Below are 18,531 nucleotides of genomic sequence, written 5' to 3' on the forward strand. Positions count from 1 at the left end.
AACTAAGGATATTCAAGATGAACTATCGCCTGGCGCAACATGTGGAGCTGGTGGAACGGGACGGGGGCATATTCCTCCTTTCAAAAACGCCGCTCTGCGTGCTGCGTCTCAACCGCTCGCTGGCAGACCTGCTTGAACGGGGGGCGGGCGGGGCAGCGATCATCCCGACCGCAGCCGAAGTCCCCGTCATGGAACAGCTGGCCGCCAAAGGTTTCGTAGAACGGCTGCGCAGCACACAGCACCAGACGGCAGCGCAACCCGACATCAGTATTGTCATCCCGGTCAAGGACCGCGCCGACGAGCTGCAGCGCTGTCTGACCTCCCTTTCCCTTCTTAACTATCCTCAGGAAAAACTCCAGATAATCGTGGTTGATGACGGCAGCAGCGACGATTCCCCGCTGGTGGCGCAGCGCTTCGGCGCAGTGGTGGTGCCGTCCGGCGGGACAGGCAGAGGGCCTGCTGCTGCCCGTAATGTGGGCGCTTCCAAGGCGAGTGGCGAGATTCTGGCCTTCATTGATTCCGACTGCAGCGCTTCACCGGAGTGGCTGAACGAGCTGCTGCCCGCCTTTGACAATCTTGCCATGGCTGCGGTGGGGGGGCAGGTGGACGGCATGTGCACGGCCTCGGCCATTGACCGCTATGAATCGATCATGTCCAGCCTTTCGCTCGGTTCCCGAGAGCGTACGGGCAGCGGCGGTGACGACACCTTTTATCTGCCGAGCTGCAACCTGCTTGTCCGGCGAACCGCCTTCCGCAGCGCAAACGGTTTCAGGGACGAAATGCACGTCGGTGAGGATGTGGACCTGACCTGGCGTTTGCGCGACAACGGCTGGACCATCGCCTACCTGCCGGCGGGAAACGTACTGCACGAGCACCGCAGTTCGATCCGCTCCTTCATGTCCCGTCGTTTCGATTACGGCACCTCCGAGGGGATGCTGCAGATCCTGCATCCCGATCGTCGCAAACGGATGGTGGTCCCGCCGCTGCTGGCCTTACTGCTCTCCCTGTGTCTCATGGCCCCCTTCAGCGGGTGGTGGCCGCTGCTGCTGGCGGGAGCGCTGCTGGCAATCGATGCAGCGCTTGTTCGGGTACGGATCCGTAAACAGGGGCTGCCGATCGGCGTCGGCGCAATCCTGGCCGGTCGACTGCGGGCCACGGGGAGCCTGGTGTATTACCTCTGCTATCACCTGGTGCGCTACTATTCGGTGCTGCTGATTGTTTCTGCCCTGATTATGCCGCTGCTCTGGGCGGTATTCGCCCTGATCCTGGCCTGCGCTGCCGGGGTTGATTACGCCGTAAAAAAACCGCCCTTGTCGTTTCCCGTTTTCACCGGCATCTACCTTCTGGAGCAGCTTGCCTATGGCAGCGGGGTATTCTGGGGTTGTCTCAACCGGAAATGTTTCGCCTCCTACAAGGTGCACATCCTCAGTCAGGCGGAATTGCCGGCCTAGTTGACAGCAAAACATGGTAAATAAAACATGATTTGTTGGTCATGGGGCGCCTGGTCAGGGGGGTTGATATGAAGCTGGCTCAATTCAGAAACATTTAGTATAATAGTATCTTACTCCGAGCCTCATCGCCTACAGGATCTATCCCACGGCGTCTGGCCATTGGGTTGCGCGGGAAACGGTGCAGCCTTCCTTTGAAAAGGAGAATTTCAACTGTGCCCGCCACAGAACAAAGGGAAGGAGAACAGGTATGGACAAGATTGCTCGGATTGACATGGGGGCTGCAGGCGGCCCGAAGGTAACCGTTGGCGACCTGGGTGAATATGCCGGGTTGGGCGGCAGGGCGATGACCTCTCTGGTGGTTGCCGCCGAGGTACATCCATTGGCCCACCCGCTGGGTGCCGAGAACAAACTGGTGATCTCCCCCGGTATGCTCAGCGGCACCACCGGCTCCATGACCGGCCGGCTGTCGGTCGGCTGCAAAAGCCCGCTGACCGGCACCATCAAGGAGTCCAACGCCGGCGGCCAGGCGGCCCAGGTGCTGGCCAGGCTCGGCTACGCCGCCGTCATCCTGGAAGGGAAGCCGGAGGGCAACGACCTCTATAAAATTATTATCAACAAGGACGGCATCCAGGTCATTGTGGACAACAGCCTCAAGCTGATGGACAACTACCCGCTGGTAGCCAAACTGCGTGAGGAGTATGGCGACAAGGTGGCCTACATGACCATCGGTTCGGCCGGGGAGCGCAAGCTGCTGGCCGCCTCCATCGCCTGCACCGACCCTGAATTGCGTCCCACCCGCCACTGCGGCCGCGGCGGCGTTGGAGCGGTCATGGGCGCCAAGCGGGTCAAGGCGATCATCCTTGACGACGCCGGCTGCAAGATGCGTCCTGCCAAAGAATTGGAAAAGTTCCGCGACGCCAACCGCAAGTTCGTCGAAGGCCTGCGCAAGCACCCGGTTACCGGCGAAGGTCTGCCGGCCTATGGCACCAACGTCCTGACCAACGTATTGAACGAAGCTGGTGGTTATCCGACCAACAACTTCAAAACCGGCCAGTTTGAAGGCGGTTCCAAGATCAGCGGCGAAGCCCAGGCCGAACTGGAAATCAAACGGGGCGGTTCCGCCACCCACGGCTGCCATCGCGGCTGCGTCATCCAGTGCTCCGGTATCTACAACGACAAGGACGGCAAATACCTCACCAAGCAGCCGGAGTATGAAACTGTCTGGTCGCACGGCGGGCACTGCGGCATCTCGAATCTGGATGCCATCGCCCAGATGGACTACATGGACGACAATTTCGGTGTCGACACCATAGAAATGGGTGTCACCATCGGTGTTGCCATGGATGCCGGGCTGGCAGAGTTTGGTGATGAAGCCGGTGCAATCCGCCTGTTGGAGGAAGTTGGCAAGGGGACTCCGCTGGGGTGCGTACTCGGCAGTGGCGCGGGAATCACCGGCAAGGTCTTCGGTGTCGAGCGGGTACCGGTCGTCAAGAATCAGGCGCTCCCGGCCTATGATCCACGCGCTGTTCAGGGTATCGGCGTCACCTATGCAACCACCACCCAGGGCGCCGACCATACCGCCGGTTACGCCATCGCCACCAACATCCTCAAGGTCGGCGGAGACGTGGATCCGCTTAAGACTGAAGGTCAGATCGAGCTGTCGCGCAACCTGCAGATCGCCACGGCCGCCATCGACTCTACCGGTATGTGCCTGTTCATCGCCTTTGCGATCCTGGATCAGCCGGAGACCTTCCAGGCGCTGCTGGATATGCTCGGTGCCTTCTATGGCATCACCATGACCGGCGACGACGTTGTGGCGCTGGGCAAGAAGGTGCTTTCCGCCGAGCGTGATTTCAACACCCGGGCCGGTTTCACCAAGCACGATGACCGACTGCCGCGCTTTTTCTACACCGAGCCGATCGCGCCCCACAACCAGACCTTTATGATGAAGGACGAGGAACTGGACGAAGTCTTCAACTGGTAGTTCGGCGTCCATATGTGCGCCATCTCGGCCCTGTCCTCGGGACTCCTTTGTGCGGCGTAGCGCTGCTACACCTCCGCGGAGTCCCTGTGGGCGGGGCCGACCTGACACAAATCTGAACGCCTCAGGGGCACTTATGGTATTGGATATCGCTTTGTTCGCCGGCCTGATCTGCAGCAACCCGATGCTTTCCGGCCACGGACAGAGAGAGTTTAAGAATGAGTTTCCGGACAACATCACCGTCCGTCAGCTCAGGGATCTGCTGGGCATTGACCCGGCCGTTCCTCTGCTGGTAATGGTCAACAATCATGGAGAGTCGGAGGAGATGGTCCTGAGCGACGGTGACCGGGTCGCGCTATTCCCGCCGATCGGCGGAGGATAGGGTCGCATTCTTGAAGGTATGGAGACAAGCTGATGGAGGACGCACACCAGGCACGACTGCACCTGAATCTTGAGCCGGACCAGCTGAATATCTTTTTCCCGTTGCTCCAGAAGGGTGTCTCGGTTCCGGCCATGGTCGGCTGCACCCTGAAAAGCCTGCTGTGCGATCAGTTTGCCATTCCTGCCGATTATGTCACCGACCGGATCACCACCATTTTTATTGATAACCGTCCCGTGGATGATCTCGAACGCACCACAATACAGGATGGTTCCCGTGTAACCCTGTCGGCTGCCATGCCGGGACTGGTCGGTGCCACCATGCGGCGGGGAGGGTTCTATGCCGCACTGCGCCAGGGTATCAGCCACCTGGAGCATAATGTATCAACGGTAGGTGAGTGCGGGACCGTCCGTTTGAAGCTCTTCAACCTGCTGCTGGCTGAACTCGGGCCGCTCGTTCTGTCGAAAGGTCTGATCCTGGAGCCTGGTGAACTGTCCGATCTGCTTAAAAATATCCCCGGCCGGCGGGATGAAACCCCTGATTTCACAGAACCGGTATTCCTGACAGCTTTATTCAGTGAGTGAGACTATGCACGTAACCGTAAAACTGTTTGCTTCATTTCGCGCGGGACGTTTTGACATTGAGATCAGAGAGTATCCGGCCGGAACCACTGTGGCGGACGTGGCTGACAGCCTGAAGCTGCCGCTCGCAGAGCTGGGGATCATGATGGTCAACAACCGCCATGTCAAGCTGGAGCGCGTACTGGTTGAAGGGGACAGCCTGGCGCTCTTTCCGCTCCTGGGCGGGGGGTGACATGGAGACGCTGCCGATTTTCGTGCGCGATCATGCCGAAAACCAGCTGCTTTCCTGGAACAGCCAGGTCGAGGCGGCAGAGCGTTTCGGCGTATCCCTGGCACAGGTGGAAGAGACGGCCCTGGAAAGGGACCTGCTGCCGGCCCGTTATCAGCGCAATCGCAAGGCATTATCCGTCGGCGACCAGTTGGCCCTGTTCCGCAGCAGTGTGGCCGTGATCGGTTGCGGCGGTCTGGGTGGCTACGTTGTAGAGGAACTGGCCCGTCTGGGGGTCGGCAGGATCGTTGTCATTGATCCGGATGTGTTCGAAGAGCATAACCTGAACCGCCAGCTGTACAGCTCGCCGGCCAATCTGGGGCAGCCCAAGGTAACAGCGGCACTCAAGCGTGTGAACGACATCAATCCCGCGGTCACCCTGGTCCCGGTTCTGGCCGCCTTTTCTCCTGAAAACGGGACGGAGCTGCTTGGCGGATGCCGGGTAGTGGTTGATGCACTCGACAGCATACAAGTCCGCCTGGAACTGGCGGATGTCTGCACTGCCCTGAAGATCCCGCTGGTGCATGGCGCCATTGCCGGGTGGTTCGGGCATGTGACCACCCAGCACCCGGGCGACGATACGCTGCGAAGCATGTACCGCTCCTGGAAATCCGGCAAGGGTGTTGAAGAGACACTGGGAAATCCCTCCTTTACCCCCGCCCTGGTAGCCAGTCTGGAGGCCGCCGAAGTCTGCAAGCTGCTGACCGGCCAGGGGCCGACGCTGCGGGGGCGGCAATTGATAGTGGATCTATATTCAATGGAGATACAGGTAGTTAACTTACTAGGAGATGACAGGGAAACGGCATGAAAGCAGTAGCGGAAAATTACATAATTCAGACTGTATCGCGAGCCCTGGATCTGCTTGAGCAGTTCCAGGTAGGCGATGCAGAGCTTGGTATCACCGATTTGAGCAATCGTCTGAACCTGCGGAAAAACAATGTGTTTCGACTGGTTGCAACCCTGAAGGCAAAAAATTATATCGAAATGAACAATTCTACCGGCAAATACCGGCTGGGGATCAAGACCAGGGCACTCGGACAGGTCGCAACCCGCTTGATTGATTTTACAAACCTTGCCCGTCCCTTTCTGAATGATCTCAAGCAGCAGTGCCATGAAACCTGCTATTTCTCGATTATCAAGGACCGCTACACATTTTGTCTGGACGGTGTGGAATCAGACCTGCCGGTACGAGTGGCACAACGGGTCGGCAGCAGCCGGCCGCTGTACTGCACGGCTGCGGGGAGAGTCCAGCTGGCTTTCCTGGATCCGCACAAACAGATGGAGCTGTTGTCCGGCTCTGAAATGAAGGCGCTGACCCCCAGAACAATTACTGATCCTGCCCTGTTGCTGCTTGAGCTGAACAGGGTGGTGCAGCAAGGCTACGCCATTGATGACCAGGAGCACGATGCCGGTGTCATGGAGATCGCTGCACCTGTGTTTGACTCGCACGGCGTCATCATCGGAGCGCTCAGCATATTGGGTCCGGAGATGCGTCTGGCGGGTTCCCGGCTCAAAAATGAATTGCTGCCGCTTGTCTGTCAAAGCGCTGAGCGTCTCTCCAGTTCTCTGGGATATTGCCGGACGGAGGAGGCACTCACCCAGGTCAGCCTGCAAACGACCAAGCCGAAGAGAAAAACAAGAAAGCTCGAGGCAGCGCCGTTTTCACTCGACGGTGTAAAAAACTATTGCTGATGCAGGACGCTGCAATTGGAAAAATGCGCGGATAATCAGCGGTGCTGCGCTGCATCGGAAGCTGTAACGGAAAAAGTCCCCACAATCGTGAGGACTTTTCTGCATTCAGATCAGAATTAATCCTCTTTCAAGTAATGCCCCGTAACGGATGACAAACTGTACTTCTCTGCAATTAAATAAGGTAATCTAGTAAAACTCCCCGGTTCTTCCACGGAGAAGAAAATGGGAGTTCATCAGGAATTCCAACCGTTATCTGGAGGGCACTGTGCCGAATGCACTGGCAAGACTCAAATACAATCTGCAGACGAATGGATTTGACCCGTCACTTCTGGCCGAAATGGAGAACGAGTACGCCGAGTTGGTCAAAAAGGCGGACGCGCTTGAGACTCTGTTGATTACTATTGTACGGACCGGCTGGCCATGGGATGAAGAGGGGGAGCCCATCGTGATCCATGATGCCGTCAAGGGTGGTTTTACGACTGCGATGGTGGAAGCGCGGAACCTGCTCGGTCTGAATCTCGCCACCAGGATTACCCGTACCGAACCGAAGACCTGAGATTGCCGTACGAATTCCGGTACGGCGTAGACAACACTGTTGACAATACTCTTTACCGCATGGTTAAATGTGTTATAAAGAATGCCAAGGGGGTTGGTTATGCCGCAGATATCTGCCAATGATCTTAAAATTAAAGGGGTTTCTGTAATTGAAGCCATGCTTGCCACTCAACCGGAAGCAGTAATTTCCGTTCGCGGCAAGGAGCGGTTTGTGGTTATGGATATGGACCATTATCATTACCTGCGTGAATGCGAACTGGAATCAGCTCTGGCCCAGACCCGTGCCGATCTTGCAGAAGGGCGCTTTGTCAAAGGGAGCGCAGAAGATCATCTTGCCCGTCTAAAGGCCGCGTGATGAGCTGGTCCCTGGTATTTACCGAGCAGTACGAAAAACGTGCCCTGCATTTTCTAAGGTGCCACCCGGAACTGGAAAAACAGTATCTGAAGACTCTGCAATTACTGGAAGCCAACCCGTACCATTCTTCATTGCGCCTGCATCCGCTGTCCGGGCGACTTTCCGGATTGCATTCGGTCTCAATCAACCTGTCCTACCGTATCACTCTTGAGTTTCTGCTAAAAGATCAGGAAATTATTCCGGTAAACGTTGGCGACCACGATAGTGTGTATTGATCTATTCGATGTGTAAATGAATTGGGATTGTTGGAACGCTAACCCCCGATAGGGTGTTTTTCCCTCGGCTATATGCAAACCGACCTGCGAACCAAACAACTCTTGCATACCCGCATGCAACGCCCGCATATTGCATCATACAATGATCTAAACAAACGGCGGAAATCAGCAAAGGCCACTTTCTTTTTGAAAGTGGCCTTTGCTTTGTGTGCCTGAAAAGTTCTTTCAGTATTCAACTTTATTTTCCAGTTCACAACTTTATTTCCGAGTATCCGACTTTATTTTTCAGTATCCAACTTTATTTTACGGCTACAACCCTCAGTACCACACAACAAAACTACTCCACGGTAACACTCTTCGCCAGGTTCCTGGGTTGGTCCACGTCAGTGCCCTTCAACACCGCTATATGGTAGGCCAGCAGCTGCAGCGGCACCGACAGCAGCAGCGGGTCCAGGTCCTCGTCCAGCGTAGGGATGCTGATGATATCCTCGGCCCGGCCGCAGATATCATCATCCCCTTCGGAACAGAGGGCGATCACACGACCGCTGCGGGCAATGACCTCCTCCATGTTGGAAACGGTCTTTTCGTAGGCACTGTTTTTCGGCACGAGCATCACCACCGGAACGTCTTCGTCGATCAGGGCGATCGGGCCGTGCTTCATCTCCCCGGCCGGATACCCTTCGGCGTGGATATAGGAGATCTCCTTGAGTTTGAGCGCCCCTTCCAGGGCGATCGGGAAGTTCTTGCCGCGCCCCAGGTACAGGAAATCACGGGCATTCATGTATTTCTTTGCAATCTTTTCCGTGACAGCGTTCAGCTTGAGGGACTCTTCCAGCAGGGCCGGCACCTTTTTGAGCGCCATGATCATGCGATGGCCGGAGGCGGCGTCCAGAGTGCAGTTGGCCCGTCCCAGGCGGATGGTGAACAGGTACAGGGCGGTCAGCTGGGTGACGAAGGCCTTGGTGGAGGCCACCCCGATTTCCGGGCCGGCGTGGGTGTAGATCACATTGCCGGCTTCACGGGCAATGGAGGAATCCACCACGTTGCAGACCGCCATGACCATGGCGCCGCGGGATTTTGCTTCCCGCAGGGCCGCCAGGGTATCGGCGGTTTCGCCTGACTGGGAGATGACCATCACCAGGGTGTTGTCGTCAATGACCGGGTTGCGGTAGCGGAACTCGGAGGCGATGTCGACCTCGACCGGGATGCGGCAGTAGCCCTCAAGGTAGAACTTGCCGACCAGTGCGGCGTGCCAGGAGGTGCCGCAGGCGATGATCACCATGCGCTTGACGGATGCCAGCTGACGGTCGCTGAATGCCAGGTCGCCCAGGTACACATCACCTTCTCCCTCCAGCAGCCGGCCGGCGATGGTGTCGCGCACCGCCCGGGGCTGTTCGTGGATCTCTTTCAGCATGAAGTGCTTGTAGCCCCCCTTTTCGGCCATCATCGGCGACCAGTCAATGTGGCGGGGCGTTTTTTCCAGCGGCGCGCCGCTGATGGTGGAGAAGCTTGCCGCGCCATCGCGGAAGACGGCCATCTCCCCATCCTCCATGAAGACCATCTCGCGGGTGTGGGCCAGGATGGCAGGGATGTCCGAGGCGACGAAGAATTCCCCCTGGCCCAGCCCGACGACCATCGGCGAGCCCAGTTTGGCGGCGATCAGGGTGCCGGCTTCCTGTTCATTGAGTATGCAGACCGCATAGGCACCCTGCAATTCAGCCAGCGCCTGGCGCGCCGCCTGCTCGAATCCTGGCGCGGTTTTGAGCTTTTCCTCCACCAGGTGGGCAATGATCTCCGTATCGGTATCGCTTTTGAACACATGACCCGATTGTTTCAGTTGTTCCTTCAGTTGCAGGTAGTTTTCAATGATGCCGTTATGAACCACGATAATCGACCCGGCCTTGTGGGGATGGGCATTTATCTCGGATGGCCGGCCGTGGGTCGCCCAGCGGGTGTGGCCGATACCGATGACGCCGGATAAGGGCTGCGCTTGCAGCAGGTTCTCCAGGTTGACCAGTTTGCCTTCGCTGCGCCGGATTCCGGATTCGCCCGATTCCAGCGTTGCGATGCCGGCCGAATCGTAGCCGCGGTATTCAAGTTTCTTAAGGCCTTCCAGGATGATGGGGGTGGCCTGCTGTCCACCGATATATCCAACAATTCCGCACATTCAGTATTCCTCCGGTTGATTTTGTATCTTAGTAAGTTAGACGGTGCTAGTTCCCCTGCAGATGCGGTACCTGCATTTCCATGATCATCAGGCCGAGACGGGCCAGTACCTCCGAAAACCTCATGTAATCGACCGGCTTGGTGATATAGCCGTTGCATCCCAGGCTGAAGCAGTTCTGGATTTCGCGGGGGTCATCCGTGGTCGTCAGCATGATGATCGGTATAATCCGCAGCTCAGGGTCCCCCTTGATCCGTTTGAGTACCTCGATGCCATCTACCCCGGGCATGCGGATATCCAGCAGCATCAGGTAGGAGTGTCCGCGCTGCCGGTGGGGCCCGCTGCCGTTGGATGGCCCGTAGAAGAAGTCCAGTGCGGCCTGTCCATTGCTGAGACGGATGATCGGGTTGGTGACCCCGGTCTCCTGCAGATTGTCCCTGATCAACTCGGCATGGCCGTCATCATCCTCGACAATCAGGATGGTGGCATCATTATTTTGTCTCGTGATCATGCCGTGTGTACCTCATTTTCCTGTACCTCTGTCAAGGGAGGCGCCGGCAGCGTTACATAAAAGCGGCTGCCGCATCCCGGTTCGGATTCTGCCTGCATGGAACCGCCCAGACGATCGATGATGCGTCGTGACATGGTGAGTCCGAGGCCTTCTCCCTGTGTGTCGTTGCGGTTGACACGATGAAAAATCTCCCAGATGCTGTCCAGATGTTCGGGGGGAATTCCGATGCCGTTGTCCGCGAAACAGTAGCGCACCCCTTCGTCGCACAGTTCGCTGAAAATCCGGATGACCAGCGGTCGCTCCGGAGAGCGGTATTTCAGAGCATTATCCATCAGGTTGCTGAAGACCTGGTTGAGCTGGATCTCATCAGCGACACAGGGTGCCAGATGTCCCACCTCAACCATCGCATTGGCAGCTTCTATCTGATAGGCCATGGATGCCACTATTTTCGCCATGACAGCCTGTATGTCAAGTGTTTCGTAACAGATAGCCGCTCGCCCCAGTCGGGAGAGGCGCAGGAGACCGTTCAGCAGGTGGTCCATTTTTTCGATGCTGCCGATGATAAAACCCAATGACTTCGGGATACTTTCCCGCAGAATCGGCTGCAGAAGTCCCATTTCATGCTCTCCCGGGTTGATCTCCGCGATGATCCGGTTGATTTCATCACAGCTTTTTGCCAGCTTGCGGCTGAAACCCTGGACATTTACGAGTGGCGACCGCAGGTCGTGGGATGCTACGTAGATGATCCCTTCCAGTTCTTTGTTCTTCTGCTGCAGTTCTGTCATCAGACGGTCGAGTTTCTGCTCGGTCTGTTGATGACCGGCAATCTCCTTCTGCAACTGATCATTCGCCCGGGTCAGCTCTTGTGAGCGCTCCTCAACGTGCAATTCAAGGGTCTCGTTGGCATAGGTGATCTCCAGGAATTTCTGGTTGAGGGCATCGGTCATGACCCGGAAATTGTTGATCAGCTGGTCGACCTCGGCGATCATGCTGGTGGGCCAGGTGTAGACCTTATCCCGCAGGAGCCGCTCCGGCATATCGGTTGTGAGCCGGGATATTTCCCGCAGAGGTGCAGTCAGCCGGTGGGAGGCGACCAACGACGTCATCAGGGTCAGCAGGTTCAGGGCCAGGACCACCGCCAGAGAATTGATCTGTTCTTTGAAGAGTGTCCGCTGATAGTGTGCATAGGGTGCTTCCACCACAATGGTCCAAGGCCTTTCGCCGGCCAGTACGGTCGAGAGGCTGTAGCTGGATTGGTGTGCGCGTTGCCAGAGCGGCAGAGGCGACGACGCAGCTGGCATGCAGAGTTTGATGTTCCCGCTGCCGGTGCTCGACATAACCCCGTCCGGGCAGGGGTTGAACGTGCTCAAGGGGAGCCGGGCTTCATGTGTGCTGGCAATAACCTTGTTGTTGTCGTCGACCAGTGTGATGATATGCTGCGGCTTGAAACGCGAGCTGTTCAGAGTCTCCCGGATGGATGCCGTCCGGTGGGCCGTGAATTCCCGCGCGGTCAGTCCGGCGGATTGCAGCTGCATCCTGAGCCTCAGCTCATAGACCGCAATCCGCGAGCTGCCCTCAAGCCCGTCGAACAGGTCATGCGAGCAGCGCCGATCCACCTCCCTGCCTTGGACCACCATGACAATTACGGCGGGAATAGACACCGTTGCCATCATCAGGTTGAAGATCATGGTGTGGATGGGCACCGTACAAGGCGTATTCCCGGCACCGATGTCCAGCAGCCGGGGGAAAAAACTCATCAGCAGGCTGGCGGCCAGGGCATTGGTAATGCCGATTACCCAGTACATCAATATGGCTGCCACGGTACCCATTAACGGCACCTGCATGACGTACTGAAAGAAGATCCAGATCAGCGGCACGCCCAGCAGCGGCCAGTAGATGGCGTCATACAGGATGATGTTCCGGGTTGTGCCGCGGCGCAGCAGGTATCCTACGAAGGCCGCTTCGGCGCATAGCCAGATCATGGCGTAGGGGTGCCCGAACAGCACGATCGTCCAGGAAGATGAGATGGCCGCGACGGTCAGGCCCCAGCGTATGCCGAACAGCCGGACGGTCAGCAGGGTGGCGATGCTGCCGAAGAGATAGTTGAAGCCGGTGAACAGGCGCAGCGCCAGGAAATTGCCGGCAAAGCCCGCTGCCAGCAGGCAGAGCAGCAGGAGGAGATTCCTGCTGTCCAGTGTCAGTTTTCCCCTTGGTTCACTCACCCACGTCTCCCGAATGCGGTATCCAGAACAATTCATATACCATAGTTTACGGTGCAGGGTAAGCCGATTCGCCCGGAAAACAGCAAAAGACAACTTCGGTCTTGAATTGCCCGCCAATTGCGGCTATCATTCCGACAGAGACGTTGGAGGTTCATCCGTGTGAATATCGAGCAAATGAAACTTGTTCTAAAGGAAATGCTGGCCAGAACCGATCTGACGCCCTGCGTGGTGGGGCATCGCGGGGTCGGCAAGACGGCCGGTATCATCCAGGTCTGTCGTGAAGCCGGCTGGCGCTATGTTGCGTTGCGTCTGGGGCAGATGGAGGTGGGTGACCTGGTGGGTATCCCCTATCGCGAAGGGGGGATCATGCACTGGTCGCGGCCGTCATGGTGGCCGGCCGACGATGACCCGCCAACGGTTGTGCACTGCGATGAGCTCAATCGAGCCCAGCAGGAGGACACCCTCCAGGCGATCTTCCAGTTTGTGGAGCCTCCGGTTGAGGGGCAGCTGCGGGGCCTGCACACCCACCGGCTGGCCGCCCGGCACAAGGTTGTCGTGACGATCAATCCACCGGACGGAACCTACCAGGTGGCGACCCTTGACCGGGCCCTGATCGATCGCATGGTGATGCTGTTCGTGGAAAGTGACCACAGCTGCTGGGCCCGCTATGCGGCTGAGCGCGACCTGGATATCGGCGTGCGGCAGTTTCTTGACGGGAACTCCGGGTTGCTGGCACGGCAGGGGGCAGCGATGGATCTCCAGGTGGAACCGACCGAACGGGCCTGGGAGATGGTCAGTATTCTGCGGAAAAACAGCCGCTTCCCCGGTGAGCTGGAGATGGAGGTCTATGCCGGTATTATCGGCCGGGAGGCGGCCATCATGTTCATGCGCTGGCTGGCTGACCACCGCCATCGGCCCCTGAGCGCTGACCAGGTGCTCAACGCCTGGGCAGATGTGTCAGACAAGGCCGCTGCCCAGCGTGACGACCTGCAGGCTGCCACCATCAACGATCTGACCGCTACGCTGCAGGGGGCAGCAGCACTGTCGGCGGATCAGGAACAGAACCTGGTGGCGTACATAGCAATCCTGCCGCGCGACCTCCGTTTTGCGTTTATCAAGTCGCTGCTCAAGATGCCTGCGGTTGCATTGGCTATCAGCCAGGACAAATACGATGCGGTCGTATTCGATGCCATGCGCGCTATCAGCGCTGAGGCGGTGGGGTGATCTGATAACCGGTCACTGCACGTATATCGCACCTCCTGCTACGCGGGTTAGGTGCGTTAACGAAATTTTCTGAAATTCATAGAAAATTTCTAACTTACTGCCCCGAAATCGGGATAAGTGCGTTAACAAAATCTTCTGAAATTCGTAGAAAATTTCTAACTTACTAAAAAAAGGAGAAACGTATGAAAAAGACGATCATTACCCTGTTGGCCATTATGTCCATGGCAGTCACTGCAGCAGCTGCTGATTCCATCGCTGTCGGGGTCCGCGCCGGAGGCGAAATCAACAGTGACAGCCAGATCATCAAGAACAGCGAGTTCTACGAGGCCTTTGGCGACCTGTACATCAACCGCCTGGTTTCGGTCGGCGCAACCCTGGCGTATTCAGCGGCGGACCACAGGAACCTGGGATCCTTCAGACGGGAAGAATCGTATCCGATTACGGCCCTGTTCAAAGTCCACATCCCGATTCCAATCATTCAGCCGTATGCAGGTCTCGGTCAGGCCTTTATCTTCCATAAAAACCATAGCGCTACCGGTTCTCCAGTTGCCTTTGCCGGGGCCAACATCAGTCCGCTGCCGATCCCGCTGTTTTTGAATGTTGAATATCGCCATCAGTTTAACGGCGGGGACCTGGATTTTCTGGCCGGCGGGGTCGGGATTAAATTCTAGCCCCTGACAGGGATCATCAAGACGTAAAAAAGGCCGTCGAACGTGACGGCCTTTTTTGCAAGTTTTATGTTCAGCGGCTATTTTCTGGCTGTCATGCGGCGCTGCATGCGGCCGCCCATTGACGCCATCTGGTGTTTCTGGATGGCTGCCATGTTTTCCAGATGGAACTGGTACCACTGGTCTCCGAAGTGGCGCATCTTCATCTTTCTTCCCTGTTGCAGGTTCTCCAGATTCTCCTTGATGCTGGCATCTCCCGGCATTTTCTTGAGTCCCTTTTCCAGAGTCTCTTTTGCCTTGCTGGTCTCGCCGCATTCCACCAGGCAGTAGGCGTACAGGTTCCAGAACAGCGACTCCTTTGAGGTCCACTGGAGCGCTTTTTCGAAGGTTGCCATCATCTTGTCCTTCTTCTGGCGCTTCATGTAGCAGATGCCCAGCATGCCCATGGCGGCCCAGTTTTTGAAGAAGGCCTTTTCCAGGAAGGGGAAGGCGTTTGAAAAATCGCGCTTCATGTAGTAGATCATGCCGATCTGGGCATTAAGCTGTCCCTCGACATAAATTTGCCATTTGCCGTATTTCAAGGCGTCCTTCAGTTCACGGACTGCCTTCTCGAAGCGCTGTCCCTGCAGGTCCTTGCCGGCCGTTTCCAGGGCAGTTGTCACCTTTTTCATGGTGATCCGGGAAAACAGCAGGAAAACGCCGATAAATACAACTAGGGTGATCATCAGCGATCCCCACCAGACCAGCTTGAAACCGAACAGGAGGATCAGCAGCACTGCCACTGCGGCACCTGCAGAGATAAGAAGATTATACATCAGGACTTCCTTTCATGATTGTGTAGCAGGCATGCGGGTAGAATCAGCTTTTTTCCCCGGAGGGAACCATCTGCCCGTTTTTTTCAATGAATTTGGCGATAATGATACGTCGTCCCGGTTTAAGGGCAACCCTGTTTTTCAGGTTGTTCCAGGTCGAGAGCAGTTTGGTGGAAACATTGAAGCGTTTGGCAAGCTGATCCAGGGTGTCACCCTTCTTCACGACGTAGTATTTGGCGAAGTTGCCCTTTTTCGCTGCTGCCTGTGACGTCCGCCCTTCATGGCTGAAATTCACGGTCTGCCGAATCGGTACGACCAGTGTCTTGCCGGCAATGCGGGTTTTTTGGGAAAGACCGTTCAGCTCAGACAATGCCGCAGGAGTTGTGCTGAATCTGCGGGCAATGCCCTTGAGAGAATCCCTTTTTCCGGCATGGTAATGGGTATAGAGAACCTTTTCGGTGAAGCGCTTGTCCTCAGGCACCTTTGCATATTCGAGTTCGAAGAGTTGCTTTGTGCCTTTGGGCAGTTTGAGGTCGTAGTCCGGGTAATTGGGCGGGGTACACCAGTGACGCAGGTCCGGATTGAGCTCCCGGATGGTCTCGTAGGTTGTTCCGGACAGCTTTGCTATCAGCTCCAGGTCTGTGCGCGAGGGGATCTTTACGGTCTCGAACTCAATGGCCGGCAGATAGGCGATATCCGAAAAACCATAGCGGGCGGGGTCCTTGGCGATGATGGCGGCTGCCAGCAGTTTGGGTACATATTCCTTGGTTTCCCGTTTGAGGTAGGAGCCGCGGGAGATTTCCCAGAAGTCACTGGTGTTGTACATATTGATGGCGCGCAGGATCTTGTTCTCGCCGGCGTTGTAGCCGGCGGCTGCCAGGTACCAGTCTCCCTTGAACATCCCGTACAGCTCTTTCAGGTAGAGGGCGGCTGCGGTTGTCGCCTTGACCGGGTCCTTGCGTTCATCGACCCATTGATCAATGCGCAGGGCATAGCGTCGTCCCGTGTCAGAGATGAACTGCCAGGGACCTACGGCATTGGCCCACGAACGGGCATGCAATTGAAAGCCGCTCTCGATCATGGCCACGTAGACCAGATCTTCCGGCATGCCCTCACGCTTGAGGATCTCCTTCATCATGGGGATGTAACGGGATGAGCGGGAAAGCCAGCGGGAAAAGGATTGCCGGCCGCTGGTCTGGAAATAGTACAGGAAGTATTCGACCTTGCTGTTGAGTGCCAGCGGTATGTCGGACAGGGGCAGTTCCACATCGGGCAGGTCAAGCTCGGCGGCGTCAGCAGGTGTGCCCTTCAGTTCTTCGATGGTGAACAGCTCCGCGACCGGTCCGGCGGGCTGGTCGCGGGCATCTGCCGCTTCGTCCATCGGGACGAGCGCAGGTACCTCGACTGCAGCCATGAGCGGTGCATTCGGGCGTGTGAGCTCTGACAGGAGTGCCTGAGTCGCTTCCGTTGCCGCTGCCGGCAGGCTGTACAGCAACAGAGCTATGATGACTGCGCAATAATTCATTCAATATCCTGATATTAAAGTCAGGGAAGTATAGAGGAGTTGCTGCGGAAAGTCAATCGTGCGAAAGCCCTTGCTGTGCGGGCATCTCAGGGGTGATGTCTCCGTTAGTGCCTGCTGCTGGCCGGATCGTCGCAGAAGCTTTTTGTTGAATGTGCCAGACAATTTCCATGCCGGCCAGGACGATGATCCAACTGGTGTAGATCCAGATCATGAAAACTGGCAGCAGAGCCAGGGTTCCGTAAATGGCGTTATAGCGTGAGACCCCCAGCTGAAAATGGATGAAGGTCCATTGGGCGGCCTGCCAGGCCGTGCCGGCAATCAGGCCGCCTGTCAGCGCATGCCGGAGGCGTACCCGCACGTTGGGGATAAAGAAGTACAGGCAGACCAGGGCGATCCAGATACTGAGGAATGGGACCAGCCGCAGAAGCAGCAGCTTGCCGATACCGGGCAGTCCCAGGAACCACTGCGCCACACCCTGGTGCAGAAGAGTGGTGGTGAGACTGACCGCCAGGGCGATCAACATCGGGATGCCGAAGATAACGATCAGGTAATCGCGCAGCTTGTGATGGACCGCCTTGCCGCGACCGATCCCGCAGATCTGGTTGAAAGCCTCTTCAATATTGTCCAGTGTGGCCATGACCGACAGGAACAGGGTGATCAGGCCGACAGCACCCAGAGAACCGACGTGGGTATTGTCGATGTAGCGCAGGATGCTGGCAACGACCTCCTGAGACCCGCCGGCTACATTAGAGAGGAGTGTCGGGGCCAGGGTCGTGTGAACGTCGAGCGCCTTGAGAATGGCGAACAGGATTGCCAGAAACGGCACGATGGAGAGCATGCTGGAAAAGGAGAGTGCTGACGCCAGGGTTGTGCAGCGGTCGGTAAGGAATTTTTCGGCCAGCTTTCTGCCGGTATTCCAGATCTTCTGCTGGCGCTCGGTGAGATACATGGCCGCCTCATAAAAAAAAGCCCACCGGAGTGGGCTTCGTGGATAGGAACCTTACACGGACTTAGAGGGTGGAAACGCGCTCTTTTTCCTTGCTCATGGCCTCGCGGCCGGCTTCGATGGCGGAAGCAAGGATGGATTTTTTCTCGATGATGGTCTCTTTGCCGTCATCGATGGCGGTTTTGATCTTTTCCTGGGCTTCTTTGGTGTATTCCTTGATCTTGTCGACGGCATCCTCGGCAAAATCAGCAATGGTTTCGCGCATTTCTGATCCGCTCTTGGGCGCATACAGCAGAGCCAGGCCGGCACCGATGGCGGCTCCGGCAACAAATGATACCAGTACGGTTCCTGCGCAGATTCCTTTTTCTTCTGACATGGTTACATTCCTCCCCGTTTTTTGAGATATTGTTCGAGTACGTACCTGCCTGCCACTTTTGCACCGGTTACCCAGGCCGAAGTGGTATTGAGCACGCCGGCCACAACGCCGACCGACCGGTTGATCGTGCTCAGATTGGTCCCGGTTTCACCCAGGGCCGTCAAGAATCGTTTGACATCAACGGTATGCTCTGCAACCCCGCTGCTGACCGTCTTCAATTCCACCAGCAAGGCGGTCAGTTCCTGGATGGCCGGTTTCAGCTCCTGTTGGACCATGTCGTGGAGCGATCCCACTGAAGCGGCGGTGCGCTTGACCGTCAGGATGACCGGAATCAGCGTCACTACCAGTAGTAACATTGAAGCAGCAATTGTTATCAGCGCAAGTTCGGTAAGACTCATGTGACCTCTCCAGAGTGCGATGCTTGTATCAAATTTAAGTAGGGCTAAGTATAGAGCAAAAAGGAAATATTTCAATCGAATAAAAAGCCTGAGAAATCACTGTTTCACCGTGCTTGCGCAGGGTGTGGAAAAATAATCGGGTCAATAA

General features: G+C 56.7%; 20 protein-coding genes and 1 riboswitch. Of the genes, 12 read left to right on the forward strand and 8 right to left on the reverse strand.

Annotation, left to right across the window (positions count from 1 at the left end; all coding sequences use genetic code 11):
* The first annotated feature begins 17 nt into the window (after window positions 1-17).
* The 10 genes from mftF (at window position 18) to ACOCF6_RS15745 (ending at window position 7,537) form a co-directional block, all read left to right on the forward strand.
* On the forward strand, window positions 18-1,451 hold the full coding sequence (mftF, locus tag ACOCF6_RS15700; RefSeq protein ID WP_482461273.1) for a mycofactocin biosynthesis glycosyltransferase MftF: 1,434 nt from the start codon (window positions 18-20) through the stop codon (window positions 1,449-1,451).
* Between the two features lie 101 nt (window positions 1,452-1,552).
* Window positions 1,553-1,669, forward strand: a riboswitch (molybdenum cofactor riboswitch).
* Between the two features lie 29 nt (window positions 1,670-1,698).
* Window positions 1,699-3,435 (forward strand): aldehyde ferredoxin oxidoreductase C-terminal domain-containing protein, encoded by a 1,737-nt coding sequence (locus tag ACOCF6_RS15705; protein ID WP_482461274.1) that lies wholly within the window; start codon window positions 1,699-1,701, stop codon window positions 3,433-3,435.
* 133 nt (window positions 3,436-3,568) lie between these two features.
* Complete coding sequence (locus tag ACOCF6_RS15710; protein WP_482461275.1) at window positions 3,569-3,814, forward strand: MoaD/ThiS family protein; 246 nt, start codon at window positions 3,569-3,571, stop codon at window positions 3,812-3,814.
* 32 nt (window positions 3,815-3,846) lie between these two features.
* The gene (locus ACOCF6_RS15715) at window positions 3,847-4,395 is read left to right on the forward strand and encodes a hypothetical protein (protein WP_482461276.1); all 549 of its coding nucleotides are present in this window, start codon (window positions 3,847-3,849) and stop codon (window positions 4,393-4,395) included.
* 4 nt (window positions 4,396-4,399) lie between these two features.
* Window positions 4,400-4,624 carry a MoaD/ThiS family protein gene (locus tag ACOCF6_RS15720; protein WP_482461277.1) on the forward strand — a complete coding sequence of 75 codons (225 nt, stop codon included), beginning with the start codon at window positions 4,400-4,402 and terminating at the stop codon, window positions 4,622-4,624.
* Between the two features lies 1 nt (window position 4,625).
* Window positions 4,626-5,468, forward strand: coding sequence for a HesA/MoeB/ThiF family protein (locus ACOCF6_RS15725; RefSeq protein WP_482461278.1), 843 nt, complete (start codon window positions 4,626-4,628; stop codon window positions 5,466-5,468).
* The gene (locus tag ACOCF6_RS15730) at window positions 5,465-6,352 is read left to right on the forward strand and encodes an IclR family transcriptional regulator (RefSeq protein WP_482461279.1); all 888 of its coding nucleotides are present in this window, start codon (window positions 5,465-5,467) and stop codon (window positions 6,350-6,352) included. The genes ACOCF6_RS15725 and ACOCF6_RS15730 overlap by 4 nt, the downstream gene beginning before the upstream one ends.
* Before the next feature lie 265 nt (window positions 6,353-6,617).
* Entirely contained in the window at window positions 6,618-6,908 is a 291-nt protein-coding gene (locus tag ACOCF6_RS15735; RefSeq protein WP_482461280.1) for a hypothetical protein, read from the forward strand.
* A gap of 99 nt (window positions 6,909-7,007) precedes the next feature.
* Window positions 7,008-7,262, forward strand: coding sequence for a type II toxin-antitoxin system Phd/YefM family antitoxin (locus ACOCF6_RS15740; RefSeq protein WP_482461281.1), 255 nt, complete (start codon window positions 7,008-7,010; stop codon window positions 7,260-7,262).
* On the forward strand, window positions 7,262-7,537 hold the full coding sequence (locus ACOCF6_RS15745; protein WP_482461282.1) for a type II toxin-antitoxin system RelE/ParE family toxin: 276 nt from the start codon (window positions 7,262-7,264) through the stop codon (window positions 7,535-7,537). The genes ACOCF6_RS15740 and ACOCF6_RS15745 overlap by 1 nt, the downstream gene beginning before the upstream one ends.
* A gap of 337 nt (window positions 7,538-7,874) precedes the next feature.
* Here the strand turns inward: ACOCF6_RS15745 and glmS are convergent, their stop codons facing one another.
* Genes glmS through ACOCF6_RS15760 form a run of 3 tightly spaced genes read right to left on the reverse strand, consistent with a single transcriptional unit; the run spans window position 7,875 to window position 12,434 of the window.
* The gene (glmS, locus tag ACOCF6_RS15750; RefSeq protein ID WP_482461283.1) at window positions 7,875-9,704 is read right to left on the reverse strand and encodes a glutamine--fructose-6-phosphate transaminase (isomerizing); all 1,830 of its coding nucleotides are present in this window, start codon (window positions 9,702-9,704) and stop codon (window positions 7,875-7,877) included.
* A 46-nt stretch (window positions 9,705-9,750) separates the two neighbouring features.
* Window positions 9,751-10,212, reverse strand: a complete 462-nt coding sequence (locus tag ACOCF6_RS15755) for a response regulator (RefSeq protein WP_482461284.1) — start codon at window positions 10,210-10,212, stop codon at window positions 9,751-9,753.
* The gene (locus ACOCF6_RS15760; protein ID WP_482461285.1) at window positions 10,209-12,434 is read right to left on the reverse strand and encodes a sensor histidine kinase; all 2,226 of its coding nucleotides are present in this window, start codon (window positions 12,432-12,434) and stop codon (window positions 10,209-10,211) included. Before ACOCF6_RS15760 ends, ACOCF6_RS15755 begins: the two co-directional genes overlap by 4 nt.
* Window positions 12,435-12,593: 159 nt before the next feature.
* Between ACOCF6_RS15760 and ACOCF6_RS15765 the strand changes: the two genes are divergently transcribed.
* Complete coding sequence (locus ACOCF6_RS15765) at window positions 12,594-13,658, forward strand: hypothetical protein (RefSeq protein WP_482461286.1); 1,065 nt, start codon at window positions 12,594-12,596, stop codon at window positions 13,656-13,658.
* Between the two features lie 182 nt (window positions 13,659-13,840).
* On the forward strand, window positions 13,841-14,329 hold the full coding sequence (locus ACOCF6_RS15770) for an outer membrane beta-barrel protein (RefSeq protein ID WP_482461287.1): 489 nt from the start codon (window positions 13,841-13,843) through the stop codon (window positions 14,327-14,329).
* 77 nt (window positions 14,330-14,406) lie between these two features.
* Here the strand turns inward: ACOCF6_RS15770 and ACOCF6_RS15775 are convergent, their stop codons facing one another.
* From ACOCF6_RS15775 to ACOCF6_RS15795, 5 genes are all read right to left on the reverse strand, one after another.
* On the reverse strand, window positions 14,407-15,141 hold the full coding sequence (locus tag ACOCF6_RS15775; RefSeq protein ID WP_482461288.1) for a tetratricopeptide repeat protein: 735 nt from the start codon (window positions 15,139-15,141) through the stop codon (window positions 14,407-14,409).
* 43 nt (window positions 15,142-15,184) lie between these two features.
* Window positions 15,185-16,663: a lytic transglycosylase domain-containing protein gene (locus tag ACOCF6_RS15780; RefSeq protein ID WP_482461289.1), complete on the reverse strand. Its 1,479-nt coding sequence runs from the start codon at window positions 16,661-16,663 to the stop codon at window positions 15,185-15,187.
* Window positions 16,664-16,715: 52 nt separating this feature from the next.
* Window positions 16,716-17,612: a YihY/virulence factor BrkB family protein gene (locus tag ACOCF6_RS15785; RefSeq protein WP_482461290.1), complete on the reverse strand. Its 897-nt coding sequence runs from the start codon at window positions 17,610-17,612 to the stop codon at window positions 16,716-16,718.
* 61 nt (window positions 17,613-17,673) lie between these two features.
* Window positions 17,674-17,985 carry a YtxH domain-containing protein gene (locus ACOCF6_RS15790; protein ID WP_482461291.1) on the reverse strand — a complete coding sequence of 104 codons (312 nt, stop codon included), beginning with the start codon at window positions 17,983-17,985 and terminating at the stop codon, window positions 17,674-17,676.
* A 2-nt stretch (window positions 17,986-17,987) separates the two neighbouring features.
* On the reverse strand, window positions 17,988-18,383 hold the full coding sequence (locus ACOCF6_RS15795) for a DUF948 domain-containing protein (protein ID WP_482461292.1): 396 nt from the start codon (window positions 18,381-18,383) through the stop codon (window positions 17,988-17,990).
* Window positions 18,384-18,531: the final 148 nt, after the last annotated feature.

The sequence above is a fragment of the Geobacter psychrophilus genome, assembly GCF_056821595.1.